This is a genomic window from Pseudoalteromonas sp. Angola-7 (assembly GCF_028599255.1).
Classification (GTDB): domain Bacteria; phylum Pseudomonadota; class Gammaproteobacteria; order Enterobacterales; family Alteromonadaceae; genus Pseudoalteromonas; species Pseudoalteromonas atlantica.
In genome coordinates, this window is the sequence record NZ_JAQREL010000010.1 from 25,887 (window position 1) to 52,123 (window position 26,237).

Below are 26,237 nucleotides of genomic sequence, written 5' to 3' on the forward strand. Positions count from 1 at the left end.
GTTAGCGGGTTTCCTGTATCTGTTCGGATGTTATCGAACAGCGAATTGGTGGAGCTGGGGGGATTTGAACCCCCGTCCGAAAAGCCTCGACCGTCGGTACTACATGTTTAGTATTGTCATTTAATTAACCTTTAAATCCCGGACAAACACGGTAGATAAAGGCGAGGCCGCTTAGTTTTAACGCTTCAACCCCGGCCAGGGTTTCCGTCGCGATCAGGTGTTAGGGTGACACTCCAAAATCCAGTCCACAAGAATACATGGAAGGAGCGCTAGCCAGCCTAAGCTGCTAGAGAGTAGTTATCGTCGTTTGCGATTACTTTAAATTGCGGCTTTTTTACGAGGCAAACCGCACCTCGACATGCACCTCAGGCTTCTTGAATTCCGTCGAATCCTAATCAGCCCCTGAAATATGAATTTCTTTCAGTGAGGGCAGTATAACTGAGTAAACGTCTGATACTCAAGGGGTGTGACACTTTTATTTTAGCTAACTGAATCAACTGAACAGTAAACAAGCACAAGTTTGTAAAAAAGCAAACAAATACTGAACATTTACTTAACATACTGTTCAAGTTGTGCTCAAATAAGGAGTTAAATTTTACACTAACCATAAGACTTTAGTAGTAAAAATAATAATCATAATAACAGGCATATTACGTAGGGAATTTATAAATGTCGGTTTTTTTATTTAATGAACAAACGGGGGAGCTGGCGTTATCTGCGCACCCTATTGATAATGGATTTCCGGTAACGAGTGCTCAACTTATTGAGCTGCTTGAACAGTCGGATTATTGCGAGTTTGAAGTCCTCTCTGGCAATATTGGGAAGTTATTTTCACCGAGTAAAAATTATCAGCAAGAATCATTAGTAATTGCCAAGGCCACGGACGCGAGCCTTGTTATTAACGTTGATGAAAAAAACATGGTTGCAGAGGCAACGCTTACCACGGCCAGAGGCGGTGCTTTACTCTCTATGGAGGCAGCTCAAGCCGCTTTGGCTGAAGCTGGCGTGAAAAAAGGCATTAGCCCTCGCGCACTTGATACGTTTTTAGGACAGCAGTTTTCTCACCCTGCAGGTACAGCATATAACGCTATTGTGGCCCATGGCCGAAACCCCAAAGAAGGCAGTGATGCGAGGTTTGTTCGCCTTTGCTCTACTGCGCAAGACCGCGTACTTAGCCCCCAAGCAAAAGAAGGCGGCAAGGTGGATATGAAAGACCTTGGCGCTATTATTACGGTAAAACCCGGCACTCCTTTAATGCAGCGTGTAGCTGCTACACCAGGTGAAGATGGCTATACGGTTTTTGGCGATATGATTAAGGCAACGCCTGGTAAAGAGCATCAATTACAGCCCTTTGAAGGCACAAAAATAGACCCTAATAACCCAAACATGCTAATTGCTGATTGTAAAGGCGTGCCTGTGGCCTTACCTAGGGGCATGCGGGTTGACGATGTTTTATGTTTTCATAATGTAGATGTAAGTACAGGCCACGTTGATTTTGATGGTAGTGTAATTATCTCTGGTGATGTAAAAGACGGTATGCGGGTTAAAGCCAATGGCGATATTACTGTATTAGGGTTTGTTGAATCAGGCACGATTGAAAGCCAAAGTGCAGTAACTATTATGCTCGGCGCTATTGGCCGTAAACGTGAAAATGAAGAAGCATTTACTTGCGAAATTTCTGCTAAGCGTACTATTTCTATTGGCTATGCTCAGTACTGTAATATTAAAAGTGCGCAAGATTTATTTATAGAACGCCAAGCATTGCATTGTAATTTAAGCGCAAGGCGCTTAATACGTGTGGGTAAAGCAGGTAACCCGCGCGGCAAAATAATTGGGGGGAATATTCTTGATGCTATGCGTATTGAAACCGGTGAACTAGGTGCGCCGGCAGGTACTAAAACCCGTGTGTTTCTAGCTCAAAACTGGCATGAATTGCGCTCAAAACAATCTCAAATAATTGATTTTGAAAAAGTATTAGCCAGTAAAACATCGGCGCTTAAACAAGCTAAAGAAAAAGCGATAAAAATTCCTGTTGCTATTCAACGCCAACAACTACTCGATAAAATTGCCGCTAATGAGCAACATATAAAAACACGCGCTTTGCAGGTTCAACGACAAAAAAGATTGGTTAAGCAAAAAATTTCTCAGCTATTGGCAACTAGCCGACTTAAAATTAATGAAATAATGCACCCAGGTGTGGAGCTTAAAATAGCAAAAGATACAAAACAGTTTTCGCGTATTTATCCACCCCACTTAGTAAAACTTTCTGAGGGAAAAATCACTCAGTCGTTTTAGTATCCTCTTGAGTGTTTTCAATTTCTTGAGCGTCACTTTCAGGGAGTGGCGCTAATGGCCAGCCCCCTAGTTCTTGCCAACGATTTACTATTAAACAATACAGCTCTGCTGTGCGCTCTGTATCGTAAAGAGCAGAGTGTGCTTGGCTGTTATCAAACTCAATGCCCGCTGCTCTACATGCTTTAGCAAGTACCGTTTGGCCTAAAGCTAACCCTGCAAGCGAGGTGGTGTCGAAACTCACAAATGGATGAAATGGCGTACGCTTAATATTGTTACGCTCAATGGCTGCATTTAAAAAGCCATGATCAAAGGCAGCATTATGTGCTACTACAACTGAGCGTTGACACCCAGCAGCTTTTTGCGCTTTACGCACTGCTTTACAAATTTCTTTAATTGCTTCCTCTTCTGGTACTGCGCCACGCAACGGGCTAAACGGGTCTATGCCGTTAAATTCAATGGCTGCCTGTTCTATATTAGCACCTTCAAAAGGCTCTACATGAAAATGAACGGTATGATCTATGCTGAGTAACCCTTCGTCATCCATTTTTAAAATGGATACAGCAATTTCAAGTAAAGCGTCGGTTTCTTTATTAAAGCCGGCGGTTTCTACATCAATAACAACAGGAAAAAAGCCGCGAAAGCGTTGTGCGAAAAGTGTTTGCTCAGTATTTGCCATAGTCTTCTTGGTTTATGAGGATAAGCTCACTATTATGTCAAAATTGGGGGTGACTCGGCTAGGGCTTTATAAATTTTTAATTAATATATTTTAGGCATACTATTTGCTTTTAAATAATTGCTACCCGTATTGGCAATTAATTGTTCCCAGCTTTTGTAGCACGCCAAAATATTGGCTTAGTAGATTAACCGGAGCGTTTTATGAAGTGTAAGTTGTTTTTTATTAGCGTAAGCCTTGGCACCGCCTTGATGAGTTATTCATCGCAAGCGGCTATGCGCCAATACAGCGCAAATCAAGATAACTCCAATTGGGAAGTTATAAAAACAACGCGCTTACAGTGCCAATTAAACCACGAAGTGCCCTACTACGGTGAAGCCATATTTAAGGCATCGGCGAGTAAAAACAAAAACCTAACCTTTAATCTAGATATGGTTGTGCGCCCCGACAATTACGACATAGCCGGTTTAAAGGCGGTGCCACCAGCGTGGCGTTCAGGCCTGCCCGCACGTGATATAACCACGATGAAGTTACTTAAAAAGTTTGATGGTGAGCTTGGTAATAAAACTGCATGGGAAATGCTAACTGAACTTGAAAAAGGGTTTCATCCTACCTTTTACTACCAAGACTGGCAAAATAGTGCCGACAAAATTGCCGTTGGTATTTCAAGCGTTAATTTTAAACAAGCCTACTGGGCGTTTTTACAGTGCCGCGATGAACTTTTACCATACAGCTTTGAAGATATTTCATTTACTGTAATGAACTACCAATCAAATAGTAGTAAGCTCACTAAAGAGTCGCAAAAGCGCTTAGATAAAATTGCTGAGTATTTAAAAAATGATACCAGTATTGAGTCTATCAGTATTGATTCGTATACCGATAGCTACGGTGGCCGTTGGAATAACTTAGATTTATCGCGTAAGCGTGCTAAAGCTATAAAAGATTATATGGTCAGCTTAGGTGTTGATGAGGGCAAAGTGCAAACCACGGGCCTAGGTGAAAAACGCTTTGTTGATACTAACGAAAATATTTTAGGGCGAAATAAAAACCGCCGTTTAATTATTCAGATAGCAAAAATGTAATAGCCTTAAACTGCTAGCTGCCGCGGCGCTTTATGAGCTTATCGCCAAACTGAAATAGCGTTAAGCTTAAAAATATAATAATGGCGCCTATAATGAGCTCTTGGCTTAAAGGTTCGTTATTTAGCAGTGCGCCTAGCGCTAGTGCAAAACTTGGTGTGATTAAACTACTTAAGGCTACAGTACTGGCGTTTAACTTTTGTAATACATGAAAATACGCCAGAGCCCCTACAATCGAGCCAAAGATACCTAAATACGCAATACTCCATAACGCGCGAGCACTCCAATAAACCGTACTTATTTGCCCATCTACCATCCACCATAACAGCCCAAATAACGGAGTAACAAAAACCAGCGCTCCAAACGTGGTTGCCATTGGGTGAATAGCGATTTTTACCCGTTTGATCATTACCCCACTTAAGCTAAATAACGTGACCGCCAATAACACATACATCAACCCTATACCTTGAGCTTGTGAGGTTTGTAGCTGGTTATAACTTACAAAATATAGGCCTATTAATGCACAGCTCAGCGCTATTAATTTAATAGGGCTAAATTTAGGCTCGTTAAGTAACCTTTGCGCTAAAAAGCCAGAAAGAATAGGCGCAAGGCCAAACACTAACGAAATAATACCTGAAGGTACTGTGGTAGCAGCCATGTAACTTAATGACATACCACCAAAAATGCCCAAACTAGAGTATGCGTATAACGTACACGCGTTTTTGCTCCAAGGTACACGAATATTAGCTATAGCAACAATTAACCCAGCAACAAATAGGCCTATAATCATGCGCATTAAAACAGCAAGCGTTGGCGCTACTGTTTCACTGCTCCATACAATACCTAATGGTGTAGTACACCAAATAATGACAAGTAGTAAATAAGATAATTTAACTGGCACACGCCATTCCTTTGCACTGAGGAGATAGAAACCCTATTAAAGTAAATTATACGCGCGAAAGTAATGCGCAGTATATATAAACGCCTAAATACAGCTGTAAATTCATAGTTACATTATTATTTACCGGCATTTATTACAAAACTATTTATGTTTTAAGTAACTAGTTATATCTTGAGTGCCTCTCACACATTTTAGGATAGTTAAGTGCTTAAAAATAAAACAATAGGCAGCATGTTAATTGTTGCAGGCACCACCATAGGCGCAGGTATGCTGGCATTGCCAATTGCCTCTGCAGGACTTGGATTTAATACCGCGCTTGCACTGATAATAGCCAGCTGGTTACTGATGACCTACACCGCATTATTAATGCTAGAGCTCCACCAACATGCCCCCAGAGATGCAACGTTAAACACCTTAGCAAAGCGCTGGTTAGGAAAACGCGGCCAGTACATTGCTAACTTTTCGATGATATTTTTATTTTATGCCCTGTGTGCAGCCTATATAGCTGGGGGTGGCGCACAATTGCAGTCGCGTATTAGTAGTGATTTGAGCATAAACATAGCACCACAAATTGCCTCTATAGTTTTAGCCATTGTAATAGGTAGCGTGGTTACTTTAGGCACCAGTAAAGTAGATAAGCTTAACCGCGTGTTGTTTACGATTAAAATTTTAGTACTAGGCAGCTTGTTTTATATGCTTACACCCTATGTACAAGGTAAGCACTTACTTGAAATGCCCGTTGAGCAAGGGCTGATTTTATCTGCTTTACCCGTTATTTTTACCTCGTTTGGTTTTCATGGCTCTATTCCGTCAATTGTTAAATATGTAGGGCTAGAAACAAAAGTATTGCGCAAGGTAATGATTGCAGGTGCTGCTTTACCTTTAGTGATTTATATTTTTTGGCAACTGCTTAGCCAAGGTATTATGCAGCAAAGTGATTTACTCAATAGTAATGGCTTAACAGGCTTTGTAGAGAGTGTGGCAAATATTGCACATAATCCGCGGGTAACAAGCGCCGTTACTCTGTTTGCCGACTTAGCATTAGCCACCTCTTTTTTAGGTGTTAGCTTAGGCTTATTTGATTTTTTTGCGGATGCATTTAATAAAGGCGACTCCAAATCAGAGAGAATAAAAACCGCACTAATTACTTTTATTCCCCCTTTAGGATTTGCGTTATTTTACCCTCAGGGATTTATAATGGCACTTGGCTATGCAGCCATCGCCCTTGTGGTATTAGCAATATTTTTACCGGTATCTATGGTGTATAAGCAGCGTAAATCGGGTCCTCAAACGGGATACAAAGTGCGCAGTGGTAATGTGGGGTTAGCGGTTGCAGGGCTGTGCGGCATTGTAATTATTGTAGCCCAATTTATGCAAATGCTGGGATTAGTACCCGCAATTGGTTAATACAGTAAAGGCTAACCCCTTTAGCTTAAAGGGGTTAGCTAAAAATGTTAAAATACCCGAGACTCACCACGACCTGTAGCCTGAGAAGCCGCTTGTAACTGACCGTCCTTATTTACAATAACCTGCAAGTCACCAAAACTTCGCTCATCTAGTGTGTAGCCCATTTTTATAAGTTCATCCTTTGTGTTTTCATTAAGCCCTGCGTGCGTTCTGATCACATTTTTAGGCCATAACTGATGATGAAACCGCGTGCTGTTAACGATATCCTCAGCGCTCATATTAAATTCAACCGCATTTAAAATAGACTGATACACCGAGCTAATAATTGTTGTGCCCCCAGGCGAGCCTGTAACCATTTTAACGCTATTGTTTTTAAGCAGTATAGTTGGCGACATTGAGCTAAGCATACGCTTGTGTGGCTGAATTTCATTGGCTTTACCGCCAAGTGCACCAAAGGCGTTCATTACCCCAGGTTTAGCGCTAAAGTCGTCCATTTCGTCATTTAATATAAAGCCAGCACCTTCAACCACAACGCCACTACCAAAGCTTAAATTAATCGTTGTGGTATTGGCCACCGCATTACCCATTTTATCAATAATAGAAAAATGCGTGGTTTGCTCACTTTCTTTAAGGCCTGGTTTAATGTTTTCGGTGGTAGAAATAGCTGTTAGAGAAATATCGTTACTGCGCGCTTTTAAGTAATCAATATCAGTAAGCTCAGTTACTGGCACGTCAAAAAAGTCCGGATCGCCCAAGTACTCTGCTCTATCTGCAAACACTCTCTTACCGATTTCAGCAAGTAAATGTACATATTGAGTAGAGTTATGTACCAGCCCCATTTCGCTTTTTTTAAGCTCAAACATTTTTAACCACTGTAAAATAGCAATCCCACCAGAGCTTGGTGGTGGTGAGGTTAATACTTCATAGCCATTCCAATTAGCCTTTATAGGCCTGCGCGACACAGCAGTGTAATTAGCCAAATCAGTTTTGTTAATAATACCACCGTGCTGGTGCATAAAGTTGGCAATAATGCGGGCGGTTTCGCCTTTATAAAACCCATCTTGGCCTTCATCTCTAATGCGCTTTAAAGTAGCGGCCAGCTCAGGCTGTTTAAAAATCTGATTTGCTTTTATATCTGCAAAGTAGTGTTTAAAATTTACATTTATATTTTGCTTGTCTAAATGAGCAATGTATTGTGCGACCCCTTGAGCCAATTTGGGCGGCACTTTGAAGCCTTGCTCTGCTAAGGTAACCGCAGGCTGTACTAATGTTTGCCATTTTAAGGTGCCGTGTTTTTGATGAGCCAGCCACATACCCGCTACGCTCCCCGGTACACCACTTGCGTGAATACCATAAATTGACTTGTTTTTAATTACATCGCCCTTGGCATCTAAATACATATCTCTGTGCGCTGCTTGGGGAGCGGTTTCGCGATAGTCTATAAAGTCGCCTTTACCCTCTTTTTGTATAAGCATAAAGCCTCCCCCACCAATATTTCCAGCTTCTGGTAGCGTTACCGCTAAAACAAATTGCGCGGCAATAGCCGCATCAACAGCATTGCCACCTTGCTCTAAAATAGCCTGTGCTGTATCTGCACTAAACGAGTCAGGCATTGCTACAGCGCTTTTTGTAACTTGCTCCGCCTGCACGCTAAATATACAAAATTGTGCAATCAACACACTCTTAACAATGAGCCGGCTTGGTCGAAAAAATAAACCCATAAAACATCCTTTCTTTATTATTAGAATCTCGCTTGGCTCATTTATGCATACCATAGAATACTAGGTCAATGTTTATACAAGTAATTTTTTGTATGCTATAACGCCTTTGCGTATAAAACAGCATCCAAATCGCCTTGCTCATCAGTGTGTATATAGTTTTTAACCCAGGTAAATCCCAGCTTTTGCATAACGCTAATTGAAGCTTTATTATCGGCCAGTGCCATTGCTGATAGCGTTTTTATCTCTGGCTGCATTTTTAAGGCGTTACATAATGCACTAGCCGCCTCCGTTGCATAACCATGTCCCCAAATAGATTGCTTAAAGCGCCACCCTATTTCAATATTGGAAAAATCGGGCGTTTGAGTAAAAAAGTGCATAGGCCTAATAAGTACCCACCCTATAAAAGAGCCCTCTTTTTTAAGGGTGATTTTCCACAGCCCCCAACCTTTGTTTGTATTTTTATAGGCGAGCATTCTGGGGAGCCCAATTTCTTTAATTTGCTTTAATGACGACGGTACACCCCGGTTTATATATTTCATTACCGCTGGGTCTTGATCTAGTTCATGCAGCAGCGGCCAATCGTGTTCATTCATTAATTTGAAATTTAAGCGTGTTGTTACAGGTGCGTTCATTTTCATTGTTCTACTATTTACATGAATTAATAATTTATCTCTAAGGAGAGATGGCACATGAATAAATTAGCAGGTTTAGCTTTATTAGGCACTTTAATTACTCTTACGGGCTGTGAAGACGCTCAACAAGTACAAGAAGATGCAAAAGATAAAAGCGCACAAATGCAAGAGCAGCTTGGTGATACATGGAACGATGTAAAAGATAAAGCCAACGATCTTAAAAACGATGAGTCTTTAAATGAGCTACTTGAACAAAGTAAAGCAATGGGCTTAAACATGTACGACGATGGCAAAGAAATTGCTGTTGATGCATGGATAAAAAGCAAAGAAGCAGCGGGCGAATTAACCGAAAAAACGAAGCAAAAAGCGCAAGAAATTGCACAAGAAATTGAAGAAGCGCGTGAAGCGCATTCTCAAGAGCAATAAGCTTTAGTAGTTTTACTATTTAAAAAATTAGTATCTTACAAAAAAGGCTGCAAATATAACTATTTGCAGCCTTTTTAGCTTTATATACAAAGATGTTTTGCGTTATAAAATTAAATTGCTTCTTCGTCTTCTTCTGCTGTGCGTATACGTACTACACGCTCAACATCAGTGACAAATATTTTACCATCGCCAATTTTGCCTGTTTGCGCTGTTTTTACTATTACTTCTATAGCGCGCTCAACGTCTTCATCGGTTAGCACAATATCAAGTTTTACCTTAGGTAAAAAATCCACCATGTACTCAGCACCACGATAAAGTTCTGTGTGGCCTTTTTGACGACCAAAACCTTTTACTTCACTTACTGTCATACCCGTAATACCTACATCTGATAAGGCTTCGCGTACGTCGTCTAACTTAAACGGTTTGATGATTGCTTCTATTTTTTTCATGCTCACTACTTATTAAAGCTTTAGTTGACTCGATTTTAGACAATCACGGAGTTCATAGCAAACAAAGCAATTGAATTCGATGATAAAACAACCAAGCGTGGTATAATTATTTATAAGTCTAAATTATAAATCTTTCTCAACTAGCTATAATAATAACAAATGTAGTAGGTATAAATAATATGAAAAAATTCCAAACCGGTTTAACTTTATTAGAGCTCATGGTGGCAGTAGCCATAGTGGGCATTATTGCCTCTATTGCTCTTTGGGATAGCAGCGACATGCTTGAAGAAAACCGCGCTGAGAGCTTTTTACTTGAACTAAAGCGCAATGTTAGTTTTGCTCGATCACAAGCTGCCAGTACAGATGAAATTGTTGTTTTATGCCCTACTGGCCAAGGTAAAATTAAAAATAGTAAAGACACTTTTAACTGCAATAAAAAGTGGGACGAGAATAAAATTATAGCTGTATTTATCGATGTAGATAACGACGGGCACTATAATGGCGCTACCGATACATTACTTAGAGTAATGGAAGAAATATCAGATAACGACAAGTTAACCTTTACAGGGAATGACCGCCGCTTACGTTTTAATACCAGCGGGAGAATTACGACAAACCCTGGTGATTTTGTTTTTTGCCCTAATGGTGGTACTGAAAATAATAAAGCACTGACTTTATCGCAATCGGGGACAGCTTTTTATACAGGTGATACAACTCAAACTTGCGGTTAAAAAATATACAGCTTTATATTGTCATATTTCTATCATTTACTACACTGAGCTAATATATTTTTTGACTCAGGGCTTCAGGGATGAGGTTATCTACCCAAACTCAGGCTGGTTATACGCTTTTAGAATTAATGGCATCTATTGCTATTGTGAGTATTGTTAGCCAAATTTCTCTATCGGTTTTTCCTGATTTTTTAGCGAAAAACCGAGCCGACAATCATGTTAGTTTGCTGCACAGAAACATTAATTATGGCCGCCTTTATGCCATTGAGAATGGCACTTATGTAACTTTATGTGGCTTAAAAGATAATCAATGCACTAAAGATGAGTGGGATGGGCAAATGTCGCTGTTTATTGATAACGATAAGTCTACGTCACTAGACACCGATGACTTACTATTGAGCACATTTGAAAAAGTGCACGTTGCAGATTCTATGCAATACCCTCGTAGTGCAATTACCTTTAGACCTGACGGCTCTTTGAATGGTTTTCAAAACGGAACATTTATATATTGCCCCAATAAAGATAAAGCCAACCTTGAGGGGTTGGCTTTATCTGTGAGTCAAACAGGCCGAATACGTGTTAAATCAACCGATAAGTGTCAGAGCAACTAGGGCGTGTTGACCTTTGCGGATTGAAATTTGTTCAATCTAGGGGCGATTAAATCGCGGCGCGAGGTTTGTAACCTAGTGGGCTCGATAACTGCTCCTGCGTTATTCTAATGACTTACATCCATGTAAGAATAAGTAAAAACCGAGCAAAGCTTCCGCGTCCTGCTCACGCCCCTTACCTACATCCATGTAGGCAACAAAGAGTTTATCGCCCCTAGGCAGAACCCGAAGGGCAGCGCATGTTTAGCATTTATGCTGCGTTATCGCCTATTTATGGGGAACAACCACACTTCATAGGCTCTGCCTTGCCTAAAAACCAAACATGCTGCTGCAAATTCAACCATCAAAGTTCAACACGCCCTAGTTAACGCCCCCAACAATACTCAACATCTGAGTTACCTTTGGTTCCTTTAGCGCCTTTGTAACCAGTGTCAGTGATTGTAATTTGTGTGCAATCACCGTCGCCTTTTACTGCACCCGCAATAGGTTTAGCTGTAATTATAAAGGTATTGTCGTCATCATCCACATCAATCGACAGTTCAAAATGGCCGTTTTCTGTGGTGTCTTGTATACCTAAGTCAGAAAATGTTTCTGTGTACTCACGATTATCTACAAAGTACTGCTCTTGTTTGTTAGCAGCGTCTAAAAGCGCCGCTGCGGCCTCGGCCCGAGAAGAGCGTTTTACATACTCAGTATAATTTGGCAGTGCTATTGAGGCTAAAATCCCTACAATAGCTACGGCTATCATTAGCTCTATTAACGTGAATCCGCGTGCTTGTTTATTCATTAATATTCCTTAATCATCAATTTCATCATTTTCTTCACGTTTATAAATATAGGTTTGTTGCGTTTTAAAACCAAACCCTACGCTATCATTGTCATTCACTAATTGTACGGTACCATCTACAACCGTTAAACCTGGCCCCATAATTTCTACTGGCTTCATTGGATTTTGTGCATTTTCGCCTTTTATTCCTGGTCCAATTAGATAAAACTGACTTTCTTCGGTCACTTCAATGGTTGGGTTATCATCACACATGCCATCACCGTTGCCATCTGCACAAGAAGGCCCTTCACCGAAGTACAATTGTGGTGTGTCAGGCACATCATAACTAGTAGTAAATTTTAGGTCGTCATATACTTTGGTGCCATAATGTAAATGGAACGCATATAACGAGCCGCCACCGCCACTTAACGAACATTGGTTCTCTGTCGAAGTTTCAGATGAAGGTGTAAAGCTAGTATAGTAAGCGACACCGCCAACCACTGTAGCTGCTGCTAAAGACTTTTCGCCGGTGCCTAATTCATAACGCCAGCCTTTAAATTTAGCTAAATCAACTTCTAAATCAACAAACTCATCTACATCATCCAATGCATTACCAAACGGGTCGCTGTTCATAAGCATTAAATCTGCAGGTTTAATCGCTGTAGGGGCACTCGTGAATGACTGAGTTACAGTGTTTTCATCTCTTATCATAAACAGCTGATCGTCTTCATTTGTACCTGTTGGTTTGGAGCGATTTCCACTACCTATTACTATGGCATCATACGGTGTATCTAAGCGTGTAATGACTGTTTCACCATTAATTGTTGTTTCACTTACTTTACTATAAAGTGTACGTGCCACCAGTGGCTGGTAAAAAAATCTACGGTCCTGGCTTGCTAAACTACTACCTAGTTCAGCAAGTTTGAAGTGCGTGAAATTATTGGTGCTTGTGCCTGGCATATCGATACGCCAAATATCGCCCCCGGTATCGGCAGCATAAATTCGATCAATGTAACCATCGTAATCTGAGTCAAGCGTTGATACATTTGCTGCAATCGAGTGTTTACCTTTAAATCCATTTTCGCTTGGTGTTAAAGCCCACACTTTTTTGCCTGTTTCGGCTTCTACAATATAAATACCACGACCAACTGAGTCTTCACTTCTTACCACGGCATCTTTATTCGTGTCATACCCTGCACCAAAAACGAGTAATGGTTTATCACCAAATGCTTTTATGTACGCTATTTGGGGTTTTGACCACGTTTGAGCAAGCTCTTTAAAATCGCCTTTACCGCCCTCTATAGGATTATCCCATAGTTTTTTTGGCTGATCAGGGTTAGTAATATCAAAGGCATAATAGTTTTTCCCACCACGGCGCATACCTGCAAACGCCCACACGTCATCACCATCGCTCGCATCAACAATACCATCGTTGATACCTTCATCATTCAAGCTCTTATCACTAAAATAAACACTGATTGGGCCGTCCATACCATAGAGTTTACCAGTGTCTTTATTGCGTAAGGGCTGAATAATATCGTAAAGGTCAGAGGGGATGAATGCCCAGCTTTCTGTTACTTGGTTATTAGTATCATCATCTTTAAACATATGTAAAAAGCCGGCGTTAGTACCAATTAATATACGTATGTCATCATTACCATAGTCGATTGCTACGGGCTTAGAATGCAAAGGATCGCCAAAAATATCACTACGTTGATCTGTGTTAGAGCCATCGTTATCTTCATCATCAACATCTATTCCCATTGCCCATTTAATATCAGAGCTGGCTAGGCTAATTGGGTTGTTGGTGACTAAATCTAAAATATCGCTCACAATATTAGTGGTAAACTCAACTATATCGCCTTGTTTATCGGTATAAAGATTACGCCTGTCTTCAGCGGGTGAGCCTGTTAATGAAGACAAGTGATAATTTACACCTCCTTGTGCTACTAAGTTACCATCGGCAGACTGCCCATCTGGCAACCAAAATGTTTTAGCATCAGTGTCTATTAGACCGTTTGAATCAAGCGCAGTGTTATCCGCTGAATCGACTATTTCGCTTCCTGATACTTTTAATTTTTTTAAATTACCGCCCCACCGTGTGTTTGTTTCTGGGTAGAACATGGCAAAGTAGATAGCATCGCGGCTACGTGTTTGATCTACGTTGTTACTTGCTACTGAAGGCGATGAAAAGCTATCGTTAACTTCACGAATCCGAGAAATAGCACTATTTAGCGAGTTAGAAAGCTCATCTGGCGTGCTTGCTGGTAAGTTTTCACCACCACCTAATAAGGCTGCGCGCCTTAATAGTTCTTGCCCGTTTGCGCTCATGCCTGAGCCAAAGCCTATCGTGTACAAGCGGCCTGTTTCGTGAATATCGGGGGTAGCTGGGTATAAATCAACAGTAACATCACTTGTACCGTGGATAATTTTAGCCATTTGATGTAAGTAGTTACTGTAATAGCTATCGGTGCTCCAGTTTAATGGCTCTCCAAAGTACTTTTCATGTTCATCACTAATATCACTATCACTGCCGTTGTCATTAGATGGATCACCATCGGTCATGTAAATAATATTAATTGAATTATCACAACGAGCTGTTTCAGCTTCACTGTCTGCAAATGGTGATATATAAGTATACTCGTAATTGTCTCTTACTATATTTTCACATTCATACACCCAACCTCGACGGCGATTCCAAACCCAATCACACTCAACGTCTGTCCATTGGCTACCTGTACGTAATTCTACATTTGTATCACGCTCTGCAGTAGTAACGCCCTCTCCGTATTGAACCTCCTGCCCAGTAATATACAAATATGCTTCCCAGAGTGTCTCTGTTAATGGTGTTCCCCCATCTGCTGGTAACCCGGCAATAGAAGTACGTACCACGGATGAATCACTACCAACACCATTTACAACATATCCTCCAGCTGAATTTCTTTCAAAGCGCATTAGACCAAAATCGATAGTGTCTTCGTTATCTAATACCACTTTATTCATGGCAAATTGCGCAGCAGCGAGGCGGCTATCTATGCATAAGTTAAATAAGCCTAAAAAATTATTATAACCACAGCTATTACCATTAGTTGATGAAAAAGCCATACTGCCTGATGTATCAAAAATTAACAGTACTCGCGGTTTTTCTTCCACATCCACATCATGGTTTACATACAACTCTATATCTTCAGCAGCAACATAGCTGCTTAAAGTGATGCCAATTAAAGAGGCGAGAACTTTATTCGTTTTCATCTTTAAATCCCCTTACTTATACTGGCCATTTCTTGAGCAACACCGGTTACAATTGTAAGTTCGTGTTTTGCTTTAGAGCCGTATTTAATAGTGGTAGAAACTTGCAACATGTTGCACGATATACCCGCAGTAAAATTAAATCTGCGGGGACACTCTAAATCAAGTGCCCCCTGATTTAGGTTTACCATTTTACTTTGCATATCGTCATGCGCGGCGATGACCATTCCCTCATCGTCTGCGCCTGCATGGCTTGATACTTCATCTGGCGTTAAAAAAAACTGATTAGCAGCGCCTTTGCTTGCTTCATCAGAAATCATACGCTGTACTTCACCAATAAGCTCATTTTCAGCCACTTCGCGCTCTTGGGCTGCATTGGTAATTTTTATGTCAACGCTACTACTGCTCATTAATGTAACGGCAATACCCGTTACTGCAATAACCATAATGAGGGCTGTAATAAGCACTACACCTTGTTGTTTATTTGCGTGTTGACTTAGATACGCCATAAATTTGCTCCCACGTTATTTAAACGAATGGTGGTGGTAAATACTGTTCTTCTGTAAGAGTCGTTAAAAGTAAGCTCTCGAGCGTCTTCATCTTCACCTAAAATATAGGTTTGATTTTTTATTTTAAGACCTGGATCTGGCTGCAGTGCTCTTACTAATAAAAAAACTTGCACTGTTAAGATGCTTTTTCGGTTTTCCCAATCAAAGTGCTGCATGTCGTCAATACTTCGGTACGAATCAACACGGCTATCACTGTCTGTATCTAAACCAAAAACAAAGCGCATGTTTTCAACGCCCTCCATAATTGTTTCGGCTTTCATATTGGCGCCATTTAAGCGTTTACGCATTAATGCTGGTACTTTAAGGCTTTTATTGTTTACCGTATAAGTTTGCTCTGCGAGGTAATAAACATGGTGACTATAAGGCCACACTGTGGCATTTACGTTTAAACTACCTGCACCTACAACGCCTCGAGCAAACTCAGCGCTTTCTTGCTCAGCTATAAAATAGTTTTCACCTGCTTGTGTTTCGTTCGTAGTGCCATCTACAGTTAGCTGCTCGCCTTGTAAAAACTTAATTTGTAAAATATCAGTTCCTGCTATGGGCTTACTTATGCAGTTAAGCTCGCTTGTTGAACTGGCTTCTTTTGCATAAATAGTTCTGAAATTACTAGCGGATGCTAAATCTGGGAAGCTACCGTTATTAAGCCCTTCAAAGCAATCCCCCCCGGGGTTAGCCAACGTTTGTGTGTTTGCTGCAGTAAATGAATCATCGTAGTAAGTGCCCCAAAAGCCCACTTGCTCAATATCACGCTGCATTATATTAATGGCTAAGCGGCCAGACTCTTGTAGCTCGCCTATTGTCATTGTGTCTTTTGTGGTTACTTTCATGCCAATATAGGTAAACATCACCCCGCCTAAAATAAGCCCACCAATAAATAATGAAATCATCATTTCGATTAGTGTAAAACCTTTTTGTCTCATCTTAGCTCCTTAGGTATATATAGCTATTTAATGCAACCAAACGGCGTTTTTTGTCATCAGTACCGCATTTAAGTGCTTTGGTTTCATCATTAGCATTAAACTCTTGGCGGCCTTGCCAAGACACTATGACTTCAATATTAAACCCACGCCCGCCCGTACCTGCTGCGGCCGTAGGATTTATACATACAGTGGCATCATCCAATGAGCCTGTGTTTTCGCGCGCACGAATAGCGCGTTTCCATTGCTGTAAATCAAGAGCTGCAACTTGCGCAGCAGTACATGACCCACTAAAACAAGTCGTAGAGGTAGTCGTTGATGTTTTACTTGTGAAGGTTTGCGTATATAAAGCAACGAGCTGCGCGGTATCATTTGCTCTAATGCGCTGAATAATATCATTTCCTAACGCTACTGCTGCTGCACGCTGCATAGAGTCAAAGCTTGCCTGTTTAGCTTTTGCTTGCAGTGCAACAGCGCCTAATAAGCCAAAGCTTAAAATAATAAACGCAATCAGCACTTCAATTAAGGTAAAGCCTTTTTGAGGTTTTTTGTGAGGTGAATGCATAGTAAAACCAAATAAATTTTATCTAATTATAAGTTTATGCATTGAAAGTGGTTATGCAATAAATACTAGGACAAGCGGTTAAATTTGTTGATAAACGGTAAACAAAGTTACTGTAGAATATTTTTTACTGTTTTTAGCTCTCGCCTACTCACGCTTAATTGCTCCTTACACCCAGCTAGTTCTACACTATGTACACCTGAGCTTTGGGTATGCAGCGCAACAAGCTTTTGTTTGTTTATAAGGGTATTTCTGTGAATGCGTAACAATAATGTTGGATAGCGTTGCTCAAGCTGCTTTAAACTTTGCTCAATCAGGGCCTCGCCCCCTTGAAATACCATATTGGTGTATTTCTCTTGGGCATTAAAGTAATACACTTGATCAAGTTCAATACTTTTCATTGTACCACCAAGCTGATAACTAATTTTTGTAGATTGCTGCTTTTGCATATGCGCTTTATTTAAGCGCCCTACTTGCCCTAACACTTTATTTAATGCCTGTTCAGTAACTGGTTTTACTAAGTACCCTGCGGCACTGAGCTGTAGCGCATCAAGTGCATGCTCGGGGTAAGCGGTTACAAATATTATTGCCGGTGGCACACTTAGCGTATTTAGTTTCTGTGCTACTTCTAGGCCATTAATACCCGGCATATCTATATCTAAAAACACCAAATCGGGTTGAACCTGCTTAATAATAGCAAGCCCCTGCGCGCCGTTATCACCTTCGCCTTTAACTAAAATATGCTCGTTGTGCTGCAGTAGCCGCTTTATTCTAGCGCGAGCTAGCGGTTCATCATCAATAATTACAACATTCATTGGGGGTTCTCAAACTGCTTAGGGATCACCACTTTTACTCTAAATACATCCTCTTTTTGTGTGATCGTTAGTTGTGCTTTTTCTTTGTAATAGATAAACAATCGCTGACGAATATTTTCGAGAGCCATACCGTTATTTGGTCTTTTTAACGCTTCATTGTGAGTGATTGGGTTAGAAACAATTAATGTTAAATACCCTGTTGTTACATGTAGCTCAACACGAATAACGGCCCCTGTCTCACTGGGCTCTACACCATGGCATACCGCATTTTCTATTAACGGCTGAAGGGTTAAGCACGGTATATCAAGGTCAGGTAAATCAGCAGGTACATGCCAGTTAACCTTTAAGCGGTTGCCAAAACGCCATGTTTCAAGCGCAACATATTGTTTTGATAAGGTCAGCTCATCTTCAAGTGAAACGCGCTGCCCCGAGCGCATAGCCGCTTGCGACAACGCCGCAAGCGCAAGTATTGCTTGCTCTGCAGCATCGGCATCGTGGTGTGTTAGCTCGGCAGCAGTATTAAGGCTATTGTACAAAAAATGAGGGCGAATTCTGGCTTGCAAAGCATCAAGCTCCGCGCGAGAGAGCGCTTTTGTTTGCTGCTCTTTTTCGAAATAAATCAGTAAAAACTGTACAAATAAAGCCGTAATCAAAAAAACAATTAAGCAGTTTCGTAGTACAAAATAAATGCTCGTTTCATTATTTGCAATATCTAAAAAGTAGCGGGCACACAGTACACTAAATAAAGCGGTACTGACTAAAAAGGAAATAAAAAAAGCAAAAAGTTGGGTGGTTTGCGACTTTTTTTGTAAAACACGCCGAAAAGAGTATAAAACAGAAATACTGACCAAAACGGTCATATGAGAAAATAAACTAATTACGCCAAGGCTTTGCCAGCTATCCCCTTCAACAAAAGGAGCAAACGCTAAAATAGTAGCAACAACTTGGGTAACAATAAGCGAGGCAAGTACCCCTCGCTCATTAAAAAGAGCCGAAAAAAGCAATGTTTCACCTTGCGGCAACTTGCTCATAACGGCTCTCCTTGTAATCTAAATAATTAATTTATATAGATTAACGCAGCTCAACAGGAACGGCAAATACGATATTCTCTTCTTCACCTGGGTTTTCTACTACCTGCTTGCCACCTAGCTCTTTTAAACGTGCAATAACTTGTTGTACAAGCACTTCTGGCGCAGAGGCACCAGCCGTAACACCAACAGACTTAGACTCACAAACCCATTGCTCTTGCACATCAGTTGCATCATCAATTAAATAAGCCGTAGTACCCATTTTATCTGCAAGTTCACGTAAACGGTTAGAGTTAGAGCTGTTTTTTGCCCCCACAACTAATAGCACATCTACTTTGTCTGCTAAATCACGCACAGCATCTTGGCGGTTTTGTGTGGCATAACAAATATCATCTTTGCGCGGGCCATCAATTGCGGGGAATTTTTCGCGCAACGCATCAATTACATCTGCAGTGTCATCTACCGAAAGCGTAGTTTGGCTACAATAAAATAGGTTATCAGCATTTTTAACGTTAAGTTTGGCAACATCTTCTGCGGTTTCTACAAGGTAAATACCACCGTCGTTATTATCATACTGCCCCATAGTACCCTCTACTTCAGGGTGACCATGGTGACCAATTAAAATGCATTCAATTCCCTTACGGCTAGCGCGGGTCACTTCCATATGTACTTTAGTCACTAATGGGCATGTTGCATCAAACACTTTTAAATCACGGCGCTTCGCTTCAGAGCGTACCGCTTGCGACACACCATGGGCGCTAAAAATAACGATGCTGTCGTCAGGTACTTGATCAAGCTCTTCAACAAATACTGCACCGCGGTTTTTTAAACCATCAACCACATAGCGGTTATGAACCACTTCGTGACGAACATAAATTGGCTTTTCAAAAATATCTAAAGCGCGCTCTACAATGCTTATTGCACGGTCAACTCCCGCACAAAAACCTCGTGGGTTAGCTAATAAAATATCCATTAGCCTTGCACCTCAATAATGTCTACTTCAAACGTTAAACGTTGACCCGCTAGTGGGTGGTTAAAGTCTATTGTTACCGACTCACCTTGCACTTCACGAACAAGCCCTGGTAACTCAGTACCGTCTGGCTGAGTAAAAGCAATAATAGCCCCTACTTTAGCCGGTGTTTCTGCACCAAACTTACTGCGCTCAACGTAATAAATGTTATCTGGATTAGGCTGGCCAAAGGCATCTTCTGGCTCAAGTTCAAATGTTTTACTTTCACCAGCAGTTAAACCTAACAGGCATTTTTCAAAGTTAGCCGTTAAGCTACCATCACCCATGGTTAATTTTGCAGGTTTGTTATGAACCTTTGTAGAGTCTGCGGCAGAGCCATCTTCTAACTTAATAGAAAAATGAAAAATAACTTCTGAGTTTTCACCAATTACAGCTTGGCTCATGCTTTATGCTCCTTCGGACTTTCGCCTGTAAAGGCATCAAATAATAATAATGCGGCACCAATACAAATTGCACAGTCGGCAATATTAAATACTGGAAAATGCGAGTTTTTATAAAACACATGTATAAAGTCAATTACATAGCCATATGCAACACGGTCATATAAATTACCAATAGCACCGGCAAGTACTAATGCATAGGCGCTACACAGTATTTTATTCGTCGCTGGTAAACGCTTTAACCACCACACCAGTAGCGCACTAATAGCAATGGCAATAAAGCTTAAAAACCAACGCTGCCAACCGCCCGCTTCGCTTAAAAAGCTATAGGCTGCACCATAATTATGGACGTAAGTAATACTAAAAACGGGTAGTAAATTAATCGACTCTTGATAAGCCATGGTATTTACAACAAGTGTTTTGCTGGCAAAGTCTATTACAAGTAGTAATAGACTTAACCAAAGCCACACTAAACCACTTTTTTGGGCTAGTTTGCTCACTGAGTAAAACTCCTAAGCGAATTGACGCTTTTCACCTTCGCCGTCAACATTGCTTACACAACGACCACAAATTTCAGGGTGAGCAGGTTCTGAACCTACATCATCACTGTAATGCCAACAACGCTCACATTTAGTTGCATCTGTGGCTGCTACGCTAATGTATAAACCTTCAATTTCGGTTGTTTGCGTATCACTTGGCTGGCTATCTACTGCAGATACATTCACCGCAGACGTTAGTAATACAAAACGTAACTCATCACCTAATGCTGCTAACTTATCAGCCAGTGCTTTTTCGGCGTATAAGTCAACGCTCGCTTGCAGCGTTGCACCAATAACTTCTTCTTTACGGGCTGCTTCTAGTACGCGGTTTACTTCGTCACGTACATTTAGAATCGCTTGCCAGTCATCGTTGCTAAATTGGCTGTTTGTCGGTGCGTGTAGACCGTCGTACCATACTGATGTAAATACGTAATCGCTACGCTCACCCGGTAATGCTTCCCAGATTTCTTGCGCTGTAAAGCTCATAATTGGTGCCATCCAACGCGTCATTGCTTCAGCAATATGGTAAAGCGCAGTTTGACAAGAACGACGTGCATGACTGTCGCTTTTCGCTGTGTACTGACGGTCTTTAATTACATCTAAGTAGAACGAACCAAGCTCACCTGTACAGAAGTTCATTAGCTTTTGCGTAACTAATAGCATTTGGTAGCTATCGTAGGCTGCTAAAATTTCTTCTTGTAATTGGGCTGCACGGCCAACAATCCACTTATCCAGCTCAACCATATCATCAACAGCAACTTGATCTGTTTTTGGATCAAAACCACTTAGGTTAGCTAATAAGTAACGGCTGGTGTTACGAATACGGCGGTAGCGGTCTGCAGAGCGTTTAAATATTTCATCCGATACCGTCATTTCGGCGGTGTAATCGGTAGAGGCTACCCATAAACGTAAAATGTCAGCGCCAAGTTTATTCATCACGTTTTGTGGTGAAATAACGTTGCCTAACGACTTTGACATTTTGCGGCCGTTTTCATCTACGGTAAAGCCATGCGTTAGTACCTGCTTGTAAGGTGCGTGACCGTTAATCGCAACTGAGGTCATCATTGATGACATAAACCAACCACGGTGCTGATCAGAACCCTCTAGGTATAAATCGGCTGGGCCAACTAACTCTTCACGTGCATCAACAACACATGCATGTGTTACGCCCGAATCAAACCATACATCTAACGTATCTTGTACTTTCATGTATTGCTTGGCATCTTCTTCGCCTAACAAGGTTGCTGGCTCTAGGTCATACCAAGCTTGAATGCCTGATTTTTCTACTAGTTCTGCAGCTTGCTCAATAAGCGCTTGCGTATTTGGGTGTAAAGCACCGGTGTCTTTATCAACAAATAAAGCAATTGGCACACCCCAAGTACGTTGGCGTGAAATACACCAATCTGGGCGACCTTCAACCATGTTTGCAATGCGGCTTTCGCCCCACTCTGGCAACCATTGCGTGTTTTTAATTTCGCTTAACGAGTCTTGACGTAAGTTAGCCTGATCCATGCTTACAAACCACTGCGGTGTAGCACGGAAAATAATAGGCGTTTTGTGGCGCCAACAATGCGGGTAGCTATGCGTAAGCGCATGATGATGCATTAAAGCACCGCGCTCTGTTAGTACGTCAATTACACTGGCATTTGCTTTAAATACATGCTGACCAGCAAATAACTCTGTGTCTGGTAAATAAACACCATTAGCACCTACAGGGTTTGCTACTTCAAGGTTGTAATTTAAGCCTGCCGCGAAATCTTCTTGACCATGGCCTGGCGCGGTATGTACCACACCCGTACCTGAGTCAGTAGTAACGTGGTCTGCTACAATTACCGGTACATCAAAATCGTAAAATGGGTGAGCAACCTGTAAGTTTTCAAGTGCTGCACCTTTAACATAACCTAGTACGTGGAAATGATTAAAGCCATAACGGTCCATTGCATCTTTAACAAGCTCTGAGCCTAAAATTAAACGTTGCTGTGAGCCTTCATCATCTACTTGTACTAAGGCGTACTCTAAATCTGCATGCACAGCTACGGCGCGGTTAGCGGGTAAGGTCCACGGTGTTGTAGTCCAAATAACAGTACCTACACTGCCTTGCCCTTCATGACCATCGGCTAAATCAAAGGCATTAACAACCGCATCTTGATCGGCAAATGTAAAACGTACGTCAATCGCTGGTGATTGCTTATCTTGGTATTCTACTTCAGCTTCTGCTAATGCAGAACCACAGTCTGTACACCAATGCACAGGCTTAGCACCTTTATGAAGGTGGCCATTTTTAATAATACGACCAAGCACGCGAATAGCGTTTGCTTCAAAGTCATAGTTCATTGTTAAGTAAGGTTTGTCCCAATCGCCAAACACACCTAAACGTTTAAAGTCTACTTTTTGACCTTCAACTTGCTTTTTAGCGTAAGCACGGCATTTTTCACGAAACTCGCTCGCGGTTACTTTAACGCCTGGCTTGCCTACTTTTTTCTCAACCATTAACTCAATTGGCAAACCATGACAGTCCCAACCAGGTACATAAGGTGCATCAAAGTCAGATAAAGTTTTAGACTTAACAATAATGTCTTTTAAAATTTTATTTACTGAGTGGCCTAAATGGATATCGCCGTTTGCATACGGAGGGCCGTCATGCAAAATAAAGGTTTTTTTACCTTTTTTAGCGCTGCGAATTTGACCGTACAGGTCGTCTTCATACCATGCTTTAAGCATTTTTGGTTCACGTTGTGCCAAATTGCCACGCATTGGAAACTGCGTTTCCGGTAAATTCAAAGTATGTTTGTAGTCGCTCATTAATCCTACTTTCCGTATCTATCGGCTACCTAATTTAAACCAAAACACTGTTTTGCGGCGGCAACGTCGGTTGCTATTTGTGCCGTTAACTGTGTTAATGTCTCGAATTTTTTCTCATTGCGAAGTTTTTTTATTAACTCCACATGCATAAACTGTCCATATATATCGTGTGCAAAGTCAAAAAGATGAACTTCTAACAAAGCACGCGTTCCATTAAAAGTGGGTTTATTACCAATATTGGCTACCCCATAAACCTGTTTTCCGGCAATATTTGCTTTTACTGCAAACACCCCATTTACAGGGCAAACTTGGCGTTTAAGCGCTATATTTGCAGTTCGAAAACCAAGCTCTCGCCCTCTTTTCCAACCATGTATTACACGCCCTGAAATCGCATAATTATGCCCAAGCATTAACTTTGCATTTTCTAAGTCGCCTGCGGCTAATGCTTCACGTATTAGTGTGCTGCTTACTCTAGCATTTAATTGGCGAAAACTCGCGGTGCTTTTTACATCCATGCCCGCTTGTTTGCCCATACTGCGCAGTAAATTAAAATTCCCTTGGCGCTGTTTACCAAATTTAAAATCATCACCTACTGTGAGTGCTTTAACGCCTAGCTTTTTAATTAAAATATCGCTAACAAATTGCTCAGCGTGCATATTGGCAAATTGTTGGTTAAAGCTAATACAAATAACTCGTTCAATACCTAAGTTGCTCAGTAACTTAAGTTTATCGCGTAACCGAGTAAGCCTTGCTGGCGCATTGTTTTTAGCAAAAAACTCTTGCGGCTGCGGCTCAAACAACATTACAGTGCTGGGTAAGCTATGTGCTTTAGCATCAGCTAACAGCCCTTTTAACACTTCGCTATGGCCTAAATGCACACCGTCAAAATTACCAATAGTCAACACACAACCATAATGTTGCGCTCGAATATTGTGTATACCTCTAATTAACTCCATGCCACCTAATGCCTTTTTCAGCGAGTATTATTAACGACTTTAAAATCGTTCAAAACCACAGGGCTGCCGATTATAATCTTTTTTTTAATTTGATTCAGTAGTTGCTACACTTTTTATCGTATTTAGTCTTACACCAAGTAAAAACAGCACCGCAAAGTAACTTATTGCAGCAATTACTAGCAATACAATTAACAACATTACTTGCTCAGAAAAATGCCATGTAGCCCAATAATAACGGCTGCTGATGTACCAAGTTAGCGCGCCCATTACCAAGCTTGCCACTATGCATTTTATGGTAAAGCGTAGGCTCATAGCAGAAAACTGATACACATTTTCTTTTTTAAGTTGCCTGTAAAGTAAAAAAGCGTTGCAGCTGGCCGACATAGACGTTGCTAAAGCAAGCCCTAAATATCCTATAAACGGGGCTAACATGATATTAAATACCATATTAAGCACCAGCGTAATAATACCAATGCGCACAGGTGTTTTGGTATCTTGGCGCGAGTAAAAACCCGGCGCTAATACTTTAATAAGCATAAAGCTAACTAACCCTACCGAGTAGGCAACTACCCCTAAGCTTACCGCTTTGACATGATCAACATCAGCGTCTTTAAATGCACCGTGGTCAAACAGTACAGTAATGATAAGCGGGCTTATAATCATTAAGCCGACCATGGCGGGTATGCCTAAAAAAATGACAAAACGCACACCCCAATCTAACGTATCTTGAAAATCACTGAGCTTTTTACTGCTATGTAATTTAGAAAGTGCGGGTAAAATAACAGTGGCAATACCAATTCCAAATAAACCTAGTGGAAACTCAATTAACCTATCTGAATAATAAAGCCATGCGATAGAGCCCGTCATTAATAGCGAGGCAATCATGGTATCGAGCAGGAGGTTAATTTGGCTTATTGAAACACCAAATAATGCCGGTAGCATAAGCTTACGCACTTTTTTAACGTTGTCGTCTTGCCACGCCCAGCGAGGACGTGCCAACATTTTTGCTCGGTATAAAAATGGTAACTGAAACAACAATTGCACTACACCGCCCACAAATACCCCAATGGCTAACGCATACGCCCCTACGCTAAATTGGTCATGCAATAAAATAGCGCAAGTAATAATTGAAACATTAAGTAATACGGGCGTAAAAGCAGCCACTGCGAAACGGTTATACACATTCATTACCGCACCACTAAGTGCCACCAAACTAACAAATAGCAAATACGGAAAAGTTAACTTTAATAACGAGCTTGCCAGTACAAACTTTTCTGCATTTGGGCCGCCATGCCACCAATCTATAAACCAGCCAGTACCAAATAACGCGGCAATAACAGGCGAGGCAATAACGCCAAAAATAGTCACACAAAGTAAAATTGTGCCCAGCGTGCCGGCAGCCTGTGCTACAAATAGCTTAACCTTATCATCGCCATGGTACTCTTTAATTTCGCTAAGTACAGGTACAAATGCCTGAGCGAAGGCCCCCTCTGCAAATAGTCGGCGTAAAAAATTGGGAATACGGTTAGCAAATAAAAAAACATCGGCAGCAGCACTGGCGCCTAATAAGTTTGCAACGACGGCATCTCGTACTAACCCTAAAATACGCGATATCATTGTCATACAACTTACAATCATACCGGAGCGAAATAATCCTTTTGACACCTTAAACCTACTTAAAAACCTTTAGTTAACGCGA

At 41.1% G+C, this 26,237-nt stretch carries 24 protein-coding genes and 1 other RNA gene; 6 read left to right on the forward strand and 19 right to left on the reverse strand.

Going from position 1 to position 26,237, the window contains the following annotated elements; genetic code table 11:
• Window positions 1–46: 46 nt before the first annotated feature.
• Window positions 47–403, reverse strand: a transfer-messenger RNA (tmRNA) gene (gene ssrA / locus PSH50_RS13660).
• Window positions 404–669: 266 nt separating this feature from the next.
• Between ssrA and PSH50_RS13665 the strand changes: the two genes are divergently transcribed.
• Window positions 670–2,295: a DUF342 domain-containing protein gene (locus PSH50_RS13665; protein WP_273609754.1), complete on the forward strand. Its 1,626-nt coding sequence runs from the start codon at window positions 670–672 to the stop codon at window positions 2,293–2,295.
• Here PSH50_RS13665 and rnt read toward each other — a convergent pair.
• Window positions 2,279–2,971 carry a ribonuclease T gene (gene rnt, locus PSH50_RS13670; protein WP_273609755.1) on the reverse strand — a complete coding sequence of 231 codons (693 nt, stop codon included), beginning with the start codon at window positions 2,969–2,971 and terminating at the stop codon, window positions 2,279–2,281. The genes PSH50_RS13665 and rnt overlap by 17 nt on opposite strands.
• A gap of 200 nt (window positions 2,972–3,171) precedes the next feature.
• On the opposite strand from rnt, the gene PSH50_RS13675 reads away from it, so the two are divergent.
• Window positions 3,172–4,050 carry an OmpA family protein gene (locus PSH50_RS13675; RefSeq protein ID WP_024032261.1) on the forward strand — a complete coding sequence of 293 codons (879 nt, stop codon included), beginning with the start codon at window positions 3,172–3,174 and terminating at the stop codon, window positions 4,048–4,050.
• A 13-nt stretch (window positions 4,051–4,063) separates the two neighbouring features.
• On the opposite strand, the gene PSH50_RS13680 is transcribed toward PSH50_RS13675, so the two are convergent.
• Window positions 4,064–4,948: a DMT family transporter gene (locus tag PSH50_RS13680; RefSeq protein WP_273609756.1), complete on the reverse strand. Its 885-nt coding sequence runs from the start codon at window positions 4,946–4,948 to the stop codon at window positions 4,064–4,066.
• Window positions 4,949–5,152: 204 nt separating this feature from the next.
• Here PSH50_RS13680 and PSH50_RS13685 point away from each other — a divergent pair, with 204 nt between their 5' ends.
• On the forward strand, window positions 5,153–6,355 hold the full coding sequence (locus PSH50_RS13685; protein WP_273609757.1) for an aromatic amino acid transport family protein: 1,203 nt from the start codon (window positions 5,153–5,155) through the stop codon (window positions 6,353–6,355).
• Window positions 6,356–6,402: 47 nt separating this feature from the next.
• Here PSH50_RS13685 and ggt read toward each other — a convergent pair whose 3' ends face one another.
• Window positions 6,403–8,076, reverse strand: a complete 1,674-nt coding sequence (gene ggt / locus PSH50_RS13690) for a gamma-glutamyltransferase (RefSeq protein WP_273609758.1) — start codon at window positions 8,074–8,076, stop codon at window positions 6,403–6,405.
• Between the two features lie 95 nt (window positions 8,077–8,171).
• Entirely contained in the window at window positions 8,172–8,714 is a 543-nt protein-coding gene (locus PSH50_RS13695) for a GNAT family N-acetyltransferase (protein ID WP_273609759.1), read from the reverse strand.
• Window positions 8,715–8,765: 51 nt separating this feature from the next.
• Between PSH50_RS13695 and PSH50_RS13700 the strand changes: the two genes are divergently transcribed.
• Window positions 8,766–9,134: a hypothetical protein gene (locus tag PSH50_RS13700; protein ID WP_273609760.1), complete on the forward strand. Its 369-nt coding sequence runs from the start codon at window positions 8,766–8,768 to the stop codon at window positions 9,132–9,134.
• Between the two features lie 110 nt (window positions 9,135–9,244).
• Here PSH50_RS13700 and PSH50_RS13705 read toward each other — a convergent pair whose 3' ends face one another.
• Entirely contained in the window at window positions 9,245–9,583 is a 339-nt protein-coding gene (locus PSH50_RS13705; protein WP_004588371.1) for a P-II family nitrogen regulator, read from the reverse strand.
• 179 nt (window positions 9,584–9,762) lie between these two features.
• On the opposite strand from PSH50_RS13705, the gene PSH50_RS13710 reads away from it, so the two are divergent.
• Both PSH50_RS13710 and PSH50_RS13715 read left to right on the forward strand, forming a co-directional pair.
• A complete protein-coding gene (locus PSH50_RS13710) occupies window positions 9,763–10,314 on the forward strand; it encodes a GspH/FimT family pseudopilin (protein WP_273609761.1) in 552 nt (183 codons plus the stop codon).
• Window positions 10,315–10,394: 80 nt separating this feature from the next.
• The gene (locus tag PSH50_RS13715) at window positions 10,395–10,925 is read left to right on the forward strand and encodes a GspH/FimT family pseudopilin (RefSeq protein ID WP_273609762.1); all 531 of its coding nucleotides are present in this window, start codon (window positions 10,395–10,397) and stop codon (window positions 10,923–10,925) included.
• Between the two features lie 361 nt (window positions 10,926–11,286).
• Here the strand turns inward: PSH50_RS13715 and PSH50_RS13720 are convergent, their stop codons facing one another.
• From PSH50_RS13720 to murJ, 13 genes are all read right to left on the reverse strand, one after another.
• Entirely contained in the window at window positions 11,287–11,709 is a 423-nt protein-coding gene (locus tag PSH50_RS13720) for a type IV pilin protein (RefSeq protein WP_273609763.1), read from the reverse strand.
• A gap of 9 nt (window positions 11,710–11,718) precedes the next feature.
• Window positions 11,719–14,940, reverse strand: coding sequence for a pilus assembly protein (locus tag PSH50_RS13725; protein ID WP_273609764.1), 3,222 nt, complete (start codon window positions 14,938–14,940; stop codon window positions 11,719–11,721).
• A 2-nt stretch (window positions 14,941–14,942) separates the two neighbouring features.
• Complete coding sequence (locus tag PSH50_RS13730; protein ID WP_273609765.1) at window positions 14,943–15,446, reverse strand: pilus assembly protein PilX; 504 nt, start codon at window positions 15,444–15,446, stop codon at window positions 14,943–14,945.
• Window positions 15,434–16,429 carry a PilW family protein gene (locus PSH50_RS13735; protein ID WP_273609766.1) on the reverse strand — a complete coding sequence of 332 codons (996 nt, stop codon included), beginning with the start codon at window positions 16,427–16,429 and terminating at the stop codon, window positions 15,434–15,436. The genes PSH50_RS13730 and PSH50_RS13735 overlap by 13 nt, the downstream gene beginning before the upstream one ends.
• A 1-nt stretch (window position 16,430) precedes the next feature.
• A complete protein-coding gene (pilV, locus tag PSH50_RS13740; protein WP_273609767.1) occupies window positions 16,431–16,991 on the reverse strand; it encodes a type IV pilus modification protein PilV in 561 nt (186 codons plus the stop codon).
• A gap of 107 nt (window positions 16,992–17,098) precedes the next feature.
• Entirely contained in the window at window positions 17,099–17,803 is a 705-nt protein-coding gene (locus PSH50_RS13745) for a LytTR family DNA-binding domain-containing protein (RefSeq protein WP_273609768.1), read from the reverse strand.
• A complete protein-coding gene (locus PSH50_RS13750) occupies window positions 17,800–18,834 on the reverse strand; it encodes a sensor histidine kinase (RefSeq protein ID WP_273609769.1) in 1,035 nt (344 codons plus the stop codon). The genes PSH50_RS13745 and PSH50_RS13750 overlap by 4 nt, the downstream gene beginning before the upstream one ends.
• 40 nt (window positions 18,835–18,874) lie before the next feature.
• A complete protein-coding gene (gene ispH / locus PSH50_RS13755; RefSeq protein ID WP_273609770.1) occupies window positions 18,875–19,804 on the reverse strand; it encodes a 4-hydroxy-3-methylbut-2-enyl diphosphate reductase in 930 nt (309 codons plus the stop codon).
• Window positions 19,804–20,244: an FKBP-type peptidyl-prolyl cis-trans isomerase gene (fkpB, locus tag PSH50_RS13760; protein WP_089348230.1), complete on the reverse strand. Its 441-nt coding sequence runs from the start codon at window positions 20,242–20,244 to the stop codon at window positions 19,804–19,806. The genes ispH and fkpB overlap by 1 nt, the downstream gene beginning before the upstream one ends.
• Entirely contained in the window at window positions 20,241–20,741 is a 501-nt protein-coding gene (gene lspA, locus PSH50_RS13765; RefSeq protein ID WP_089348231.1) for a signal peptidase II, read from the reverse strand. The genes fkpB and lspA overlap by 4 nt, the downstream gene beginning before the upstream one ends.
• Before the next feature lie 12 nt (window positions 20,742–20,753).
• Window positions 20,754–23,582 (reverse strand): isoleucine--tRNA ligase, encoded by a 2,829-nt coding sequence (gene ileS, locus PSH50_RS13770; RefSeq protein WP_273609771.1) that lies wholly within the window; start codon window positions 23,580–23,582, stop codon window positions 20,754–20,756.
• Between the two features lie 29 nt (window positions 23,583–23,611).
• A complete protein-coding gene (gene ribF, locus PSH50_RS13775; protein WP_273609772.1) occupies window positions 23,612–24,538 on the reverse strand; it encodes a bifunctional riboflavin kinase/FAD synthetase in 927 nt (308 codons plus the stop codon).
• Between the two features lie 84 nt (window positions 24,539–24,622).
• Window positions 24,623–26,203 (reverse strand): murein biosynthesis integral membrane protein MurJ, encoded by a 1,581-nt coding sequence (murJ, locus tag PSH50_RS13780; RefSeq protein ID WP_273609773.1) that lies wholly within the window; start codon window positions 26,201–26,203, stop codon window positions 24,623–24,625.
• Between the last annotated feature and the right edge of the window lie 34 nt (window positions 26,204–26,237).

Excerpts from the sequence above, each read along its gene's own strand:
- PSH50_RS13715 (WP_273609762.1), top strand. The coding sequence starts at position 10,395 with ATGAGGTTATCTACCCAAACTCAGGCTGGTTATACGCTTTTAGAATTA.
- pilV (WP_273609767.1), bottom strand. The coding sequence starts at position 16,991 with ATGCATTCACCTCACAAAAAACCTCAAAAAGGCTTTACCTTAATTGAA.
- rnt (WP_273609755.1), bottom strand. The coding sequence starts at position 2,971 with ATGGCAAATACTGAGCAAACACTTTTCGCACAACGCTTTCGCGGCTTT.
- PSH50_RS13725 (WP_273609764.1), bottom strand. The coding sequence starts at position 14,940 with ATGAAAACGAATAAAGTTCTCGCCTCTTTAATTGGCATCACTTTAAGC.
- PSH50_RS13695 (WP_273609759.1), bottom strand. The coding sequence starts at position 8,714 with ATGAAAATGAACGCACCTGTAACAACACGCTTAAATTTCAAATTAATG.
- PSH50_RS13710 (WP_273609761.1), top strand. The coding sequence starts at position 9,763 with ATGAAAAAATTCCAAACCGGTTTAACTTTATTAGAGCTCATGGTGGCA.
- ileS (WP_273609771.1), bottom strand. The coding sequence starts at position 23,582 with ATGAGCGACTACAAACATACTTTGAATTTACCGGAAACGCAGTTTCCA.
- ribF (WP_273609772.1), bottom strand. The coding sequence starts at position 24,538 with ATGGAGTTAATTAGAGGTATACACAATATTCGAGCGCAACATTATGGT.
- fkpB (WP_089348230.1), bottom strand. The coding sequence starts at position 20,244 with ATGAGCCAAGCTGTAATTGGTGAAAACTCAGAAGTTATTTTTCATTTT.
- ispH (WP_273609770.1), bottom strand. The coding sequence starts at position 19,804 with ATGGATATTTTATTAGCTAACCCACGAGGTTTTTGTGCGGGAGTTGAC.
- PSH50_RS13735 (WP_273609766.1), bottom strand. The coding sequence starts at position 16,429 with ATGAGACAAAAAGGTTTTACACTAATCGAAATGATGATTTCATTATTT.
- PSH50_RS13745 (WP_273609768.1), bottom strand. The coding sequence starts at position 17,803 with ATGAATGTTGTAATTATTGATGATGAACCGCTAGCTCGCGCTAGAATA.
- PSH50_RS13750 (WP_273609769.1), bottom strand. The coding sequence starts at position 18,834 with ATGAGCAAGTTGCCGCAAGGTGAAACATTGCTTTTTTCGGCTCTTTTT.
- ggt (WP_273609758.1), bottom strand. The coding sequence starts at position 8,076 with ATGGGTTTATTTTTTCGACCAAGCCGGCTCATTGTTAAGAGTGTGTTG.
- PSH50_RS13675 (WP_024032261.1), top strand. The coding sequence starts at position 3,172 with ATGAAGTGTAAGTTGTTTTTTATTAGCGTAAGCCTTGGCACCGCCTTG.
- PSH50_RS13720 (WP_273609763.1), bottom strand. The coding sequence starts at position 11,709 with ATGAATAAACAAGCACGCGGATTCACGTTAATAGAGCTAATGATAGCC.
- PSH50_RS13730 (WP_273609765.1), bottom strand. The coding sequence starts at position 15,446 with ATGGCGTATCTAAGTCAACACGCAAATAAACAACAAGGTGTAGTGCTT.
- PSH50_RS13665 (WP_273609754.1), top strand. The coding sequence starts at position 670 with ATGTCGGTTTTTTTATTTAATGAACAAACGGGGGAGCTGGCGTTATCT.
- PSH50_RS13700 (WP_273609760.1), top strand. The coding sequence starts at position 8,766 with ATGAATAAATTAGCAGGTTTAGCTTTATTAGGCACTTTAATTACTCTT.
- PSH50_RS13705 (WP_004588371.1), bottom strand. The coding sequence starts at position 9,583 with ATGAAAAAAATAGAAGCAATCATCAAACCGTTTAAGTTAGACGACGTA.